This is a genomic window from Limnohabitans sp. Rim8, from assembly GCF_943326455.1.
Lineage (GTDB): Bacteria > Pseudomonadota > Gammaproteobacteria > Burkholderiales > Burkholderiaceae_C > Limnohabitans_A.
Genome location: NZ_CALPTI020000005.1, coordinates 52754 through 66963, shown reverse-complemented (window position 1 = coordinate 66963; position 14210 = coordinate 52754). Strand labels below are relative to the sequence as shown.

General features: G+C 51.0%; 11 protein-coding genes. 7 read left to right on the top strand and 4 right to left on the bottom strand.

Annotated features, from left to right (window positions below; genetic code table 11):
• Positions 1-4: 4 nt before the first annotated feature.
• The 7 genes from Q1M54_RS05055 to Q1M54_RS05025 all read left to right on the top strand — a co-directional run bounded on the left by Q1M54_RS05055 (position 5) and on the right by Q1M54_RS05025 (position 10236).
• Positions 5-469, top strand: coding sequence for a rod-binding protein (locus tag Q1M54_RS05055; protein ID WP_300554739.1), 465 nt, complete (start codon positions 5-7; stop codon positions 467-469).
• Entirely contained in the window at positions 466-2976 is a 2511-nt protein-coding gene (gene flgK, locus Q1M54_RS05050) for a flagellar hook-associated protein FlgK (protein ID WP_300554736.1), read from the top strand. The genes Q1M54_RS05055 and flgK overlap by 4 nt, the downstream gene beginning before the upstream one ends.
• An 11-nt stretch (positions 2977-2987) precedes the next feature.
• Positions 2988-3902, top strand: coding sequence for a flagellar hook-associated protein FlgL (flgL, locus tag Q1M54_RS05045; RefSeq protein ID WP_300554733.1), 915 nt, complete (start codon positions 2988-2990; stop codon positions 3900-3902).
• An 80-nt stretch (positions 3903-3982) separates the two neighbouring features.
• A complete protein-coding gene (gene fliD / locus Q1M54_RS05040) occupies positions 3983-5416 on the top strand; it encodes a flagellar filament capping protein FliD (RefSeq protein WP_300554730.1) in 1434 nt (477 codons plus the stop codon).
• Between the two features lie 102 nt (positions 5417-5518).
• Positions 5519-5926, top strand: a complete 408-nt coding sequence (locus Q1M54_RS05035; RefSeq protein ID WP_300554727.1) for a flagellar protein FlaG — start codon at positions 5519-5521, stop codon at positions 5924-5926.
• 477 nt (positions 5927-6403) lie between these two features.
• A complete protein-coding gene (locus Q1M54_RS05030) occupies positions 6404-8467 on the top strand; it encodes a flagellin (RefSeq protein WP_300554724.1) in 2064 nt (687 codons plus the stop codon).
• A gap of 137 nt (positions 8468-8604) precedes the next feature.
• On the top strand, positions 8605-10236 hold the full coding sequence (locus Q1M54_RS05025) for a tetratricopeptide repeat protein (RefSeq protein ID WP_300554722.1): 1632 nt from the start codon (positions 8605-8607) through the stop codon (positions 10234-10236).
• A gap of 213 nt (positions 10237-10449) precedes the next feature.
• On the opposite strand, the gene Q1M54_RS05020 is transcribed toward Q1M54_RS05025, so the two are convergent.
• Genes Q1M54_RS05020 through Q1M54_RS05005 form a run of 4 tightly spaced genes read right to left on the bottom strand, consistent with a single transcriptional unit; the run spans position 10450 to position 14198 of the window.
• On the bottom strand, positions 10450-11688 hold the full coding sequence (locus tag Q1M54_RS05020; RefSeq protein ID WP_300554719.1) for an N-acetyl sugar amidotransferase: 1239 nt from the start codon (positions 11686-11688) through the stop codon (positions 10450-10452).
• Positions 11689-11690: 2 nt separating this feature from the next.
• Positions 11691-12461, bottom strand: coding sequence for a HisA/HisF-related TIM barrel protein (locus Q1M54_RS05015; protein ID WP_300554717.1), 771 nt, complete (start codon positions 12459-12461; stop codon positions 11691-11693).
• Positions 12454-13074, bottom strand: a complete 621-nt coding sequence (gene hisH / locus Q1M54_RS05010; protein ID WP_300554715.1) for an imidazole glycerol phosphate synthase subunit HisH — start codon at positions 13072-13074, stop codon at positions 12454-12456. Before hisH ends, Q1M54_RS05015 begins: the two co-directional genes overlap by 8 nt.
• Positions 13071-14198: an N-acetyl sugar amidotransferase gene (locus Q1M54_RS05005; protein ID WP_300554713.1), complete on the bottom strand. Its 1128-nt coding sequence runs from the start codon at positions 14196-14198 to the stop codon at positions 13071-13073. Before Q1M54_RS05005 ends, hisH begins: the two co-directional genes overlap by 4 nt.
• Positions 14199-14210 lie beyond the last annotated feature (12 nt).

The window sequence follows — 14210 nt, the reverse complement described above, 5'->3', positions numbered from 1 at the left end:
GACCATGAACGACATCACCTCCACCACGTCCAGCACGTATCTGGACTTCAGTGCCTTGGCACAGTTGAAGGGTGATGCCGCACGCGACCCCAGCAAAGCCATCCGCAAAACAGCCGAACAGTTCGAGGCCTATTTCATCCAGCAGATGATGAAAACCATGCGCGAATCCATCGAAAAAAGCGATTTGGTCGATGGCGGCAACATGGACATGTACCAAGACCTGATGGACAAGGAAGTGTCCCTGAGCATGGCCAAACGCGGTGGCATGGGCATGGCCGACATGCTCGAGCGCCAAATGCACCAGGCCCAAGCGCTCAGCACACAAGACGCTTTGCAGATGCGCCAGCCAGCTGTGGCCCCGCACCTGCCACTCAACCCGACCCGTGACCCCATGTCGCTCAAGCCCGCGGCCATTGAGGCCTATCAGCTTGAACGTCAAAGCGGCTACAAGCTCAAAGGCCGGCCATGAGTGACATGCTCAGCATTGGCAGCTCGGGTGTCACGGCCTACCAGCGGGCCTTGGCCACGGTGTCCAACAACATCGCCAACGTCAACACCGACGGTTACACCCGTCAAGACGTCTCGCTCACTGCCAACCAGCCACGTGAAATCGGCAACAGCTATCTGGGCACAGGTGCCAGGTTCGATGCGGTGCAGCGCCAATACGACGCATTTGTCGAGTCCAATCTTCGCAACAGCAACAGCGACTTGCAAAGCCAAAAACCACTGCTGTCCTATGTCAACCGCCTGATCGACGTGATGGGCGACGAGAGCATTGGCCTGACCACGGCCATGAACCGCTTTTTCGAATCCGCAAGGGATTTGGCCAGCGACCCAGCCGCCCTGGTCTCGCGCAGCATTTTTGTGCGCGATGCCGACGGCTTGGCTGCGCGCTTCCGTCAATTGGCTGGTCAATTTGAATTGCTCGAAAATGAGACACGCCAATCGGTCGACACCGACGTCGGGCAGATCAACGCCTTGACCTCTCAACTGGCCCAGATGAACAAACAACTGACAAAACACAGCTCTGAGGCCAGCCAGCCCTCAGAGTTGCTGGACCAACGCGATTTGTTGCTGCGGGAGTTGTCGACTTTGATCGCGGTCAAAACCAAGTTTGAAGTCAATGGCGCTGTCATCGTCAGTGTGGGCGACACCTTGGACCAAGGCATCTTGGTCCAAAACAACACCTCACGCGCCCTCTCCGTCAACAGCTCCCAAATCGACACGGGCAAGCTCGAGTTCTTGATCGACGCCTATGGTGTTCCTGAGCCCATGCCCGGCATTGCCAGCGGCAAAATTGGCGGGGTGATGAGCTTTCGTGACCAGGTGCTCAACCCAGCCAGCGACTCTCTGGACAACTTGGCCTCCGCCCTGGTGCGCGAAGTCAATCGGGTCCACCGCGATGGGGTTGACGCCGAAGGCCAATTGGGCGGTGACCTGTTTGGCTTTGCCACAGAAAAATCAGGCAAAGCCTCGGGCATGAACCTTGTGGTTCAAGACGCCAACCGGGTGGCTGCTGCGGGACAGTTCAGGGTCATTGACAACCCGCTCAACAGCGGCACGGCACAAGCCCGAGTGGTCTATACGCCGCCGCAGTTTCAGGGCCCCACTCAATTGCGCGGTGACCTCGCGTTGGCCAAAGCACCCCAAATTGCCACCCTGCCCAGCGTCAGCATTGAAGCCAGCCAAGGCTTCACGAGTCTGGGCCTGATCCCGATCGGCACACAAAATCTGGCACTGACTCTGCAAACACCCGGATCGGGCCAAACCCTGCAGGTGCTGACTCGGGATGGCCGCCACCTGGTTGGCAGCGCTCTCAACGACACGCAACAGGGTCTGATGCTCAAAACCAGCAATGGCATGGAGGTCGGGGCCACCTACAGCACCCAAACCCTCAACCGCACAGCGCCTGACAGCTATTTGGACATGGACATCTTCATGGGTGCCAAAGCCAGCGTCAGCTTGATTCAGCAGTTCAATGCCACCACAGGCGAAGCTCAGGCGCCGCTGGCAGTGTCCGCCAAGCTGACGGGCAAGACCTTTGTGGGCGCCGATGACCCCATTGCAGCCAACACCTTTCAGTTGAATGGTCAAAACTTACCGGCACTGAGCGGACCATTGACTTTGGCCTCGGTCGTCAACTGGCTGAACACCGCCACCGCGAATGACCCGGTGGCCAGTCGCATCAGCGCATCCATCCAAGATGGCAAACTGGTACTCAGCCGCCCGACCAGCAACACCACACAAGACATCCGTTTGGGACTGGGCCCCAACGGCACCCCCGCAGACTTGAAGCGACTGGGTTTTGACACCACGCTCAGCATCGAAGGCACAACGCCAGACGACCTGTTGGTCTTTGTCACAGACACCGCCATCCCCACCAACGCGACCAGCAGCACTGCCAGCGTCATGGCTCAGTTCACCGACATTGCGGGCGATATGAAGCAAGCCCTGCGGGCCTCACCGCTCAAGATCAGCTTCAGCAGCGACACCCAATACCAAATCATCGACACCCGCACCCAGTCGGTCTTGGCAGAAAGAACCTTGGTGCTCGACCCCCTGTCGGCCCCGCCCGGCTTGAGCTACCGAGGCCTGAAATTGGAGTTTTCAACTGCCCCCAAGAAAGGGGACGAGTTCACCATTGATAACAACCGCGATGGCATCGGCAACAACGAAACCATGCTGGCGCTGGTGGCCTTGGAAAGTGAACGCCTCATGCCCGGTGGCTTGACCATCACCGAGGCCTACATCGAACGCGTCAACCAGGTGGGCAATGTGGCTCGACAAGCCGCCATTTCCGAGCAAGCGCTCGAAGTCGTTTACAAGCAGGCCCAAGAAGCCCGTGACACCATCAGTGGCGTCAGCTTGGATGAGGAAGCTTCTGCCCTGGTTCGCTTTCAACAGGCCTACCAAGCCAACGCCAAAGTCATGCAAACGGCCATGGCACTGTTTGACAGCATTCTGCAAATTCGCTGAGGGAAGGTCTCATGAAAATTTCCACCTCGTTCTTGTTTGACCGCGCCACCGAGCGCATGAGCACCATCCAGAACAAACTGGCTACCACCCAAGCCCAAATGGCCGTAGGTAAACAAATTTTGTCGCCCAGTGCTGCGCCCGACCAGGCCGCGGCCATTCAACGGCTCAAAAGCGAAGTACAGCGGCAAGAGAGCCACATGAGCACGCTCGATGTCGCCATGCGCCGATACACCGCCGAAGAAACCGCCTTGTCCGCATCCAACGACATCCTGATCAGGATGAAGGAATTGGGTATTCAAGCCGCCAACGACACGATGAACCCAGACGACCGCAAGAGCATCGCAGTGGAAATTCGGGCCTTGCGCGACCAACTGCTGAGCTTGGGCAACACGCGCGATGACAGCGGGAACTACCTTTTTTCTGGCACCCGCGTCAACACACCTGCTTTTGCAGAAGATGCCAATGGTGCTGTTGTTTACCAGGGTGACCAAACCCAAACTCGCATCCCGGCTGGCGTCGAACGCAGCGTCCAATTCACCCGAGCCGGCACCGATGTGTTCAGCCGAGTGGTCCGCGACGATGGCAAAGGTGTTGGTTTTTTCACCGCCATCGACCAAATGATTGCCGGGATGGAAAACCACCAAACCAACAAGATCCAGCAAGGCATTACCGACCTCGGCCAAATGCACATCAACCTGACCTTGGCACAAGCTCAAAATGGCTCTGACCAAATTGTGGTTCAGTCTCAATTGGACGTGTTGGACGAAACAGCGCTGCGAATCAAATCAACCCTGTCCGACATCGAAGACTTGGACTACGCCGAAGCCATGACCCGCATGAACAAAGAAATGATGGGTCTTGAGGCCGCCATGGGCAGTTTTGCCAAGATCTCCGGATTGACTCTTTTTGATTACATTCGCGGCTGATAGACCAGCCACACACCAATAAAGTCATAAGTACTTTGACCGAATCCTGAACTGAATCTTCACATTCCCGAACCACAACCATGGCCACCAGCAACATTGTCAACACACTCGGCGCCGGCTCTGGAATCGACACCAAAACCTTGGCGAAGGATTTGATGGAGGCCACGCGAGAACCTCGAAAAGCCATCATTGAAGAAAAAATCAGCAAATCCGAGGCGCGCATATCTGGCTACGGTGTCATCAAATATTCTTTGGGAGAGCTCAAAACCGCATTTGAAGGTCTGAACGATCTGAGTGATTTCTCATCTTTGCAAACAGCCAACACACAACCCTCCGCTTTGAGCATTGTGACCAGCCCCACGGCGGCTGTCGGAAGTTATCAAATAGAAGTCACACAAGTAGCCCAAGCGCAGCGCAGCGCGAGCAATGGTTTTGAAAAAATAAACACCAAACTCAATGGTGGGCAAGGCTTTAACCTGGCTTTGGCAATCAATGGCACGCCCTCATTACCGCCCATTGATGTCGAAGATGACACCCCTGAGGGCGTGGTTTCTGCCATCAATGCAGCCAAACGAGGTCTGTCCGCCCAACTCATACAAACCAGTGGGTCCACGCCGTGGAGAATCGTGGTGACGGGTCAAGAAGGTGCAAACAACGCCTTCACGCTGAATTCAGTTGACGATGGTGGAAACACCTTGAATTTAAATCTTGATTTAAATAAACCAGGTGTTCTGAATCAATTACAAACCGCTCAGAACGCCAAGTTGACGGTCAACAGCCTGCCCATTGAACGAAGCAGCAACACTGTCAGCGACGTGGTCAATGGGGTCACTTTCAACATAGCCACCACGACAACAGTTGGCGTCAATGCCCGTATTGACTTAACGCGTGATACCAGTGGCATCACCACCAAAGTTGAAAATTTGGTGACTGCCTATAAAAGCTTTGAAGAAAACCTTGTCATATTGGGGGATCGAGACAGCGAGGTCGATGAATTTGGGGGGTCTCTTGCTGGTGACACCTTGATGCAAAACATCCGCACGCAGGTCCGCGCCATGCTGACGACCCCCTCCAGCACACCCGGAACAAAGGTTACTGCACCCAGAGACATAGGTTTGAGCTTTGACCGTTACGGCGTTTTGCAATTTGACAAAGCCAAACTTTCAACACATCTGCAGAACAATTTTGAAGATGTCACCAAAATGTTCAGCGCCAACACCAACAACAAAAGCGTGTTCAGTACAACGCCTGGTGGGGTGGCTGGTGATGCGGTCAGCAAACTTGACAAGATGATGCGAAGTACAGGGTCAATAGCACAACAAACCAACAATGCCACCAAACAGGTCGAACGCTTCAAGACCGAACTTTTGCGTCTAGAGGATCAGATGAAAAAGTTATTGGAACGCTACACACGCCAATTCAGCGCGATGGAATCCATTGTGGGCAGCAGCATCAGCATGCGCGAAAGTCTTAAAGGCACATTCGAAGGCCTGGCTAACTTTTACAAAAAATAAAAAACCGCCATTTTTTCAACAAAGCGGCTAAAGTTTGCCGCTTTTGCGCCGACTCACCTTAACGATAAGCCCATTTCGGGCCGTTCCGTCAAGGAGTCCACCATGAATATCCAGTCCATCAGCGGTCATGCGCCCGTGGCAAGCAGTGCGGCCAAAAAGGCTGCCGCATCAATAGACACCATCAGGCCCACACTGGATTTGCAGCCTGATCAAAGCGCTTTGGTCATTTCAAAGGTTGAATTGAAAGCCCCTGAAAAGGTGGACTTAGGTTACAACTCGGAAGAAATGCGCAAAAGCATTCAACAAGCCATTGAAAACCTGAACCAACAGCTTAAAGACAACGGCCGTGGTTTGAGTTTCCAGATGGACGAGACGATCAATCGCCCCATCATCACCGTCCGGAACATACACACCGGTGAAGTTGTACGTCAAATTCCAAATGAAGAAGTCGTTCGCATGGCTCACAGCATCGAAGAAGGCAAAGGCTTGCTGTTCAACGAATTCCTTTGATCCGTTCTTCCTGGGTGTACCTTCTTTAACTCTGTACACCCACCACCCTAAAGTCAAGCATACCGACCAATACGCTGGGCACCGGATGCGTCGCTCAGGCATATCTTGGTCATGAAAATAGTTCATCTGAATGCTCAGCCTTGAGCGGGCCGCATGCGCGGCTTCATAGCATCAGTCAATCAAGCCCCCATCCATTTATCTCGAGTAACGCGGTACCTTAGGCGATGGTCCCGTATCGCGTCCTGGAAAAGACATCACCACGACAAGTGTGATGTGCGCTCCTATTCAGCTGCCCTACTGAGCCGGGGGTCGGGATCAAATAACTTCTTAATTTTTTGTTCATGAGGCTCAAGTTCTTGACAAACGACCCGATTCATCAATCAACAGCATGTCACAACATGTTGTCCATCGTTAAGGCAGGCCCACTTCAGTGACAACCTGCCGTCCATTTGTGATCTGCCTTAAAGGAGAAACATCATGTCAGTTATCAATACCAACGTCAAAGCATTGACCGCGCAAAAAGCCATTCAAGAAAACAGCCGTGCATTGACAACGGCCATGGAGCGCTTGTCTTCGGGCAAGCGCATCAACAGCGCCAAAGACGACGCTGCTGGCTTGGCCATCTCGACCCGCATGGAAGCTCAGACACGCGGCCTGAACATGGCCATTCGCAACGCCAACGACGGCATCTCTTTGATGCAAACCGGTGAAGGCGCCATGAACGAAGTCACCGACATCTTGCAGCGCATGCGTGAATTGGCCGTGCAATCGGTCAACGGCACCAACAACGCATCGGACCGCAACGCACTGAACGACGAAGTCAAACAACTGAAGGCTGAAATCGAGCGCATCGCCACCACCACCGAATTCAACAGCCAAAAACTCTTGGATGGTTCGTTCACAGGCAAAACATTGCAAATCGGTGATAAGGCAAACCAAACGCTGAAGATTGACATTGGCTCTTTGAAACTCAAGGATCTGGGCTTGGGCAGCACTGGCGGCGGTGCAAATGCGATGGTGAGTGGTCGCACAAGCCTTGGTGCAGTCGATGCTGGCGACATCATGATCAACGACCAAGCCATTGGCGCCATCGTTGCTGCCGACGATTTGGAAGATGTGATCAACAACATCAACAACAACGTGGACAACGTGACCGCCAGCGGCTTCAACACCGCTGTTGCAAAGCAAATCGGTACCGGTGTCACCACCGATGGTCAGCTCAAAATTTCTGTCCGTGCCTTGGGCGCAAGTGCGGCTACCACTTACAGCATTTCTGCTTCAGCGAACATGAACGAGTTGGTGTCCAACATCAACAACGAAGTTGGGGCCGCTGTGCAAGCCAGTGTTTCAGAAGGCGGCAAGTTGGTTCTGAGCAATACAACCGGTGCAACGATCGGCGTTGTCGATACTTCTGCTTCAACAGTAGGCTCTTTTGAAACTGCTTCGGGTTTTTCCGCCACAACTGCTACCGGGTTTACGTCTTTTGCAGGTTTCTTGAAATTGGAATCTGACGATGGCAGTCCTGTTCGCATTGACAAAGGAGCGCAAGGCACACTTGCTGACTTGGAAACACTGGGTTTCCGCCCAACGACCTCCGATTTCAGCAAGTCATCTGACGCATACACGGTGACTGGCTCCGGACTCACAAGTGCTGGTATTGCCGCAGCATGGGGTGCAACCGATATCAAAATCAACGGAATTGCCATTCATGATGCCGATATCGTTACCGATACATTCCAACGCAAATTGGACGCGATCAATAACTTCTCCAACGAAACGGGTGTGATTGCATCTGCATACTTGGATCAAACTCTCACCCTGACAGACGCGCAAGTTGCATCGGCTGGAACAGGTTCAATTCTTTCCTTCAACGGGACAACTGTATTTACAGGAGCGGCAAATACATCGGTCGCTGATGTCATCACAGCAATTAACGCTCAAAAAACCAACACCGGTATCACAGCCGAAAGAACCACAAACGGCGTGCGCTTGACAGGCTCAAACGTCCAAACCCTCACAATTGGCGGTACAGCAACGTCTGCAATGGCAAGCTTTGTATCAGGGGTTTCTTTTGCTTCGATTCGTTTGGACTCTGTATCGAACAGCCCAATCAGCATTGAATTGGGTGATAACGCTACGACAATTGGTGCGCATGGTTTCTTTGAATCCAATGTGGGCGCCGCAGACTACATGGTCAACGGAGCGAACCTTGGCGTCTCAACTGGCAGCAGTTTGTCGGGTTTGAGCATTGCTACCGCAAGTTCTGCATCCGCTGCATTGGGAACCATCGACAAGGCCATGGGCACTGTGAGCGATATGCGCAGTAAATTGGGTGCTATGCAGAACCGATTGAACAGTACAGTCGACAACTTGTCCAATGTGGTCACCAACACAGAAGCAGCGCGTAGCCGTATCCAAGATACCGACTACGCCACAGAGACCACTGCTTTGGCGAAATCACAGATCATTCAGCAAGCTGCTACAGCCATGTTGGCCCAAGCCAACCAGCAACCACAGTCAGTGTTGTCTTTGCTCCAGTAATTCACTAACTGAGGGATTTGAGGCATCTTTACCTTCAAGTCTCTCTGGTTGACTCAAAAGCCCGACACCCACAAGGTGTCGGGCTTTTTTTGGCGTAAAAATTGCTTAAGATGAGGAGGATTCCAAGAGGTTTATCAATGAATTTTAAAGTAAACAAAATTAACAACAGTTCTGCCGCTCGATTACTCGATGTGAAGTATCAAAAAGCCGCTGATCTGATCAACAAAAAAAAATACCATGAAGCTCTTATGCTTTTGGATTCAATTCTGAAAAAACAACCAGAGCACCGGCTGGCCAAGCGCAGCAAACCCGTGGCTCTTTTTCATATGGGCCGTCAGCTTGAAGCGGCCAGATTGTTTCACCAGTTGCACGAACAAGACCCCGAAGATTTGGTCATCCTCAAACACTGTGGCGTCGCTTACACAGCAGTAGGTGCTTTTGAGATCGCCACCCAATTTTTGAGCCGTTACGTCAAGTCGAAACCCAATGACTTTGATGCATGGACGAGCTTGTCAGCGGCCGCTGGGAAGTCTCAACAATATGTTGAAGCGATGTTTTATGCCACCCAGGCCCTTTCTTTGGAACCAACCAACCCCAACGCCTACAACAACTTGGGGGCCACCTTGTTGGGTGTCAACAAAATGGAAGAGGGAGAACAGGCTTTTGAAACAGCATTGTTACTCGATAAAAATAATGTTGATGCATTATCAAATTTAGCAACATTGGCGCATCAACGCGGCAATTATGAGTCTGCAGTGACTTTGTATAACAATTTAATAAAAAATTTAGAACCTGACACAAATTTTGCAAAAGAAGTGATCTACCGATCAAGCTTTTCTCACCTGGCAACTGGCGACCTCAAAGAAGGTTGGCGAAGGTATGACCTCGGATTTTTGCCAACAGATCGTGGGAGTCGTACTCCAAAGCGACAATTTCAGGAGCCCCAGTGGCACGGAGAACCACTGGGTGACAAGCGTCTTCTGATATGGGGGGAGCAAGGGTTGGGTGATGAAATTATATTTTTTGGCCTTCTTAATGAAGTTCAAAATCACTGCAAGAGTATCATAGTTGAGTGCGAGCCAAGGTTGGTAAGCTTGTTTGAGCGATCATTTCCGAATTTAAAGATAAAGGCCACCAACTTAAATTCTATAGATCTCACATATTCAAAAGAATTTGATGTGCATATCCCAGTCGGCTCACTCATGGGTTTATTTTGCAACAGCATCAAAGATTTCGAGAAACTTAAACCATATATCAAACCCAACCCTCTTCTGGTTACCGAGTTCGCGAGCAGGCTAAATCAATTCAGTGGAAAAAAATTAGTAGGATTATGCTGGCGCAGTGGAAAACTTAACACCAATAGAAATTTAAACTATCTTTCAATTGACGATTTAACAGATGTAGTCAAATTAGAGGATTGTACATTTGTAAATCTTCAGTATGGTGATTGTGAAGATGAACTAACCAGAATAGAAAATAAATTAAATATCAAAATTTTACGTTGGAACGATGTTGATCTGAAAAATGATCAAGAACAATTAGCAGCACTCATAAGTTGTTTGGATGTAGTTGTTACAGCTGGGACTGCTGTAATGGCACTCTCAATGGCTCTAGGCAAGAAAACAATAATGTTTGGACCAAGAGGCTGGGACTTTTTAGGACAAGAAAAATACCCATGGTCACCATGTGTTGAAGCTTTTTCGCCATCAGGAAGAGATGAGCTAATAAGTATCATACCAAATGTTATAAAACGTTTAAATAATTTATGATTTAATGGCCCTTATTAAAAATTTTATTTCAATAAACAATTTTATAAAAGAAATTTAATGTTTAATTTGTTTTTACGGTAAAAACTGAGTTAGATGCCTGAAAAAAAGCCCCGTTTATAAATATAAATTTTAACAATAGTAATATGACTATGTTATGACAGGGTCATTAGCCACGATGATCCGCCAAACCCGTTATCGCGGTCTTTAAAGTCATCACGGCCACCCTTTGCCAACGGTGATGTACTTATTCTGATCGGCATCGGCCAACTGGCTGTTTGCAATGAAGCCACCACCACTAAAAACGCGCTCGTCGCCATAAGGGGCTTCCCCCTGCTCGATTGGCGAGAATGCCCAAACGCCGGGATCTGTCTGTTTCCAGAAACGGGGGTTTCGATGCTGATCCAGCATGAAATTGAGCGCCCTAATATTGACGCCCAACCAGTCGCAAAATTTGTCCGTATGCTGGAGCGGCGCATGCTCATAGCGCCGGACCAAAGCCAGTGCGTCATCACGCGTCAGGCGGCCATGCCGAATTTCGCGTGTCGCATGGTCTGTCACCTTAGAAAAACCATGCTTGTAACTTTTTAGCCGGTCATGCACATCCATGAAGTTGAAGCAGTCCACATGGTCATAGCAGTCGAATGTCCGTGCGAAACTTGCCGTGCGGTATTCATGCTGGCGCATCATCTCCTCGTGCTGAGCCTTGGGGTCCCAGCGCACATAGTTACCCAAATAGATGCCCCTCACACCCACCCGGTCCAGATCGTGATCTGACGGGTATCTGTATTGCCAGACATCGTCTTCGGTCAACGTATCGAAGATGGACAGAAGGTCGTCAGCCTCTTTGCCCATCAAGTCATGGTCCTTGCGGTAGCGACGGGTCATCTCGACTTCATGTTCATGGGAAAACATGCCGACCTGCTCGAGCCCCTGATGCGCACCCCAGATAATCAGTGGCACGCCATAGCGAACTGCCGTCTGGACAGGAAATACTGTCTGGCCGGCAAGGCAAGGCCAATAGATGCTGCCAAACTCACGCAAGGTCGTGCGTGTGATTTTCTTCACCGAGTTAGGATTCACGTTTTGTACCAAAATATCGCAGTTGAATCGGATGCGAAGATTCGCCAGATTCCAGATTCCCAGCGAAGTATTGAAGTACTTGTTGTAAGTAACGAGCAAAGGATTGAGACCCAATTTCTCCTTGACCAAATGGACAATGAAGTACGAGTCGTTTCCTCCAGTAACCGGAACGATGCAGTCGTAAGTCTGTCCACCAATGCTGCGATAAGGGCGAACCAAATCCTCCAGCTTCTTCCACCGCCCATCCCAATCAAGGCTATCCTTTTCTTCATGGATGCGGCAGCCCGAACAAATCCCTTCCTCATCCAGCGTAAGGCCAAGTGGATGCGATGCAGGATAAAGGCATCGTTTGCAGGTTTGAATCAGTTGCATATTCAGTTTGACTCGATCTCTACAGATGGCGCCCGCAAAGGAAGATCTGCAAGCTGGTGTTTAAATGCGCCAATGGCGTTTTCGCGATAATTCAGGGCATTTCCAATCGCGGCTGCGGTCACCTGTCGGACATCCAGCACACGGCGCAAAACTGAAGCCTCACTGAGTCCGCCAAATGCGATCAGGGGCAAATCGTGCAACGGAAATTGTTTCAGCAGCTCAAAGTCAAATCCACGATCGTGCCCTTCGTTTTTCCAGTCAATGATGAGCGCTTCCGACACCACTTTCTCACGCAGAAGCGCCACCACCTTTTCATTAAGCGGGGCATGTGTGCTGCGGCGATAGTCGAGCCAGCATAACCGACCCGATTCCATCGACAACGGCAAAGCCGCAATCAGTGCCTGCGCACCCAATCGGTCCGATAGCCCCCTCGCGACCTCGGGCGCATCGCGCAGCAACGCATCGATGCACAAACGGTCTGCGCCGGATTGAATGACACGAATACCCTCCTCGACGGTGCGTATGCCTCCGGAAAAAATGATCGGCGTCCCCAGACCCATTTTGGCTACCCGGTCGAGCAAGCTAAAGTCCGGCCCCATTTGCTGAGCCGAGCGGTCGACGGATTGCAAAATGATTTCATCCGCGCCCCATCGATCGAGGTTCTCCGCCAAGATTTCGGGCTTGCCCAGGGGCAGATGACGGCGATAGCCAAAGGACTGCACCGCCCAGCCATTTTTCACCGTGATGACACCGACAAGACGTTTCTTAAGCACGGCACAACCCTTCAATCACTGAAGCCAGCATGGCTCTCCCTGCCGACTGACTTTTTTCCGGATGAAACTGAAGCCCCACCACATTGTTGCGATGCACCCCCACCGTGAATGGCTCGCTGAACTCATCCATCCTTGCAACTGCCATCTGATATTGGGCCGGCGCATCGAAAACATAGGAATGATTGAAGTACATGGCCTGCCCATCGCTGTTCATGAACAGCGGCTCATCCTTGACCACCTCGATGCTGTTCCAGCCTATGTGCCAGCGTGATTGTTCCAGTGCCATGACTTTGCCCGGGATCAGACCCAGTCCTGCTGTAAGCCCCAGTTCACTGGAACTGTCCGCGAGCAGTTGCATTCCAAGACAAATGCCAACCACGGGCTTGCCACCCAGGGCCTGCTGACAAAGAATGTCAGCCAGATCACTGGCGTGCAGCGCCTGCATGGCCGCCGGGAACGCACCCACACCAGGAAGCAGCAGTAAATCCGACTGAGCCAGCGTCTCGCTGTTGCCAGCGATTCGACACCGATAGCCCATCGTATGCAACGCATGCCGAACAGAAGCCAGATTACCCACGCCGTAATCAACGATACCGATGGTAAGCCGCTTCACAGCCCCACCCCGACCTTGAATTTCGGGTGAATCGATCCATCGGATTCCACCGTGAACAAGGTCTTGTTAACCGATGCTTTAACTTTTTCCCAAAAGTCCGCTACAGATATTCCTAGATAATCACAGTAGTCTTTGATGTATTTTTGATCCTGAGCATCGTCAAATCTTTCGACGATTTTTATAGCGGCTTCACGACTGATACGCCCTAAACGAATTTCCTCGTTGACATAATCTGTCACTCGACCGAAACCGAACTTGTAGTATTTTATCAACTGGTTGACCGGTGTGAAATCTTCATCCAATGCCGTAACCCCATAAAGATCACCGGTCTTCTCAACGCCATCAACACGTATCTCAAGACCATTTGCACAGGAGTAGGCTGCATTATTAACCAAAGACCAATCACCAAGGAACCATCCAAGGTAGACGATCTGAAGATCATGCTTCTCAAATTCTTTAGTTTCTGGATACACATATGAAACCAGATCAGCCTTAGAAAATCCGCAATCCAGCATCCAGTCTAGGCCACTCGAAAGCGTATTCATATAGCGCAAACTGTTACCATCATATCCAGTCCGCCCAAGTGTTTTCATATCACCCAACTGTAAACCTGGATTTTCGCCCCAAAATATCAACTTGATGCCATACTTGATAGCGATCTGGGGCACTGAAGCAAAAAGCGCCATTTCTGTCGAACGGAAGGAATTAGTAAACTCCCGAAAACCTTCGCGTTTTAATTTTTTCCAGGTTTGTGGCGCTGGCGCACTGACTACGACATCAAAACCAAGTTCTATCAAGTTTGAAAGGTTGTTCACACCACGCTCGGTCACCTGCTCCGGCGGGTAACTCAAACAAACTAGCAGCGGATTGATACCCAGTTTGTCGCGTAGAAACAATGCTTGACGTGTACTATCCTTGCCTCCGCTTACGCCAATGATGCAATCATGGTATTGGCCTTTCTTCCTGGGATGACTTGCCAGCAGATCTTGAAGAATCTCAAAACGCTCATGCCAATCCACATGCTGAAGCGCTTCAAAATAATTGCATGCAGGACATACCCCATCCGTCGAAAAGACGGTGTTGGGTCGGGTATCCGGTTGAAGACAACGATTGCAATACTTCATGCGTTATCCAAA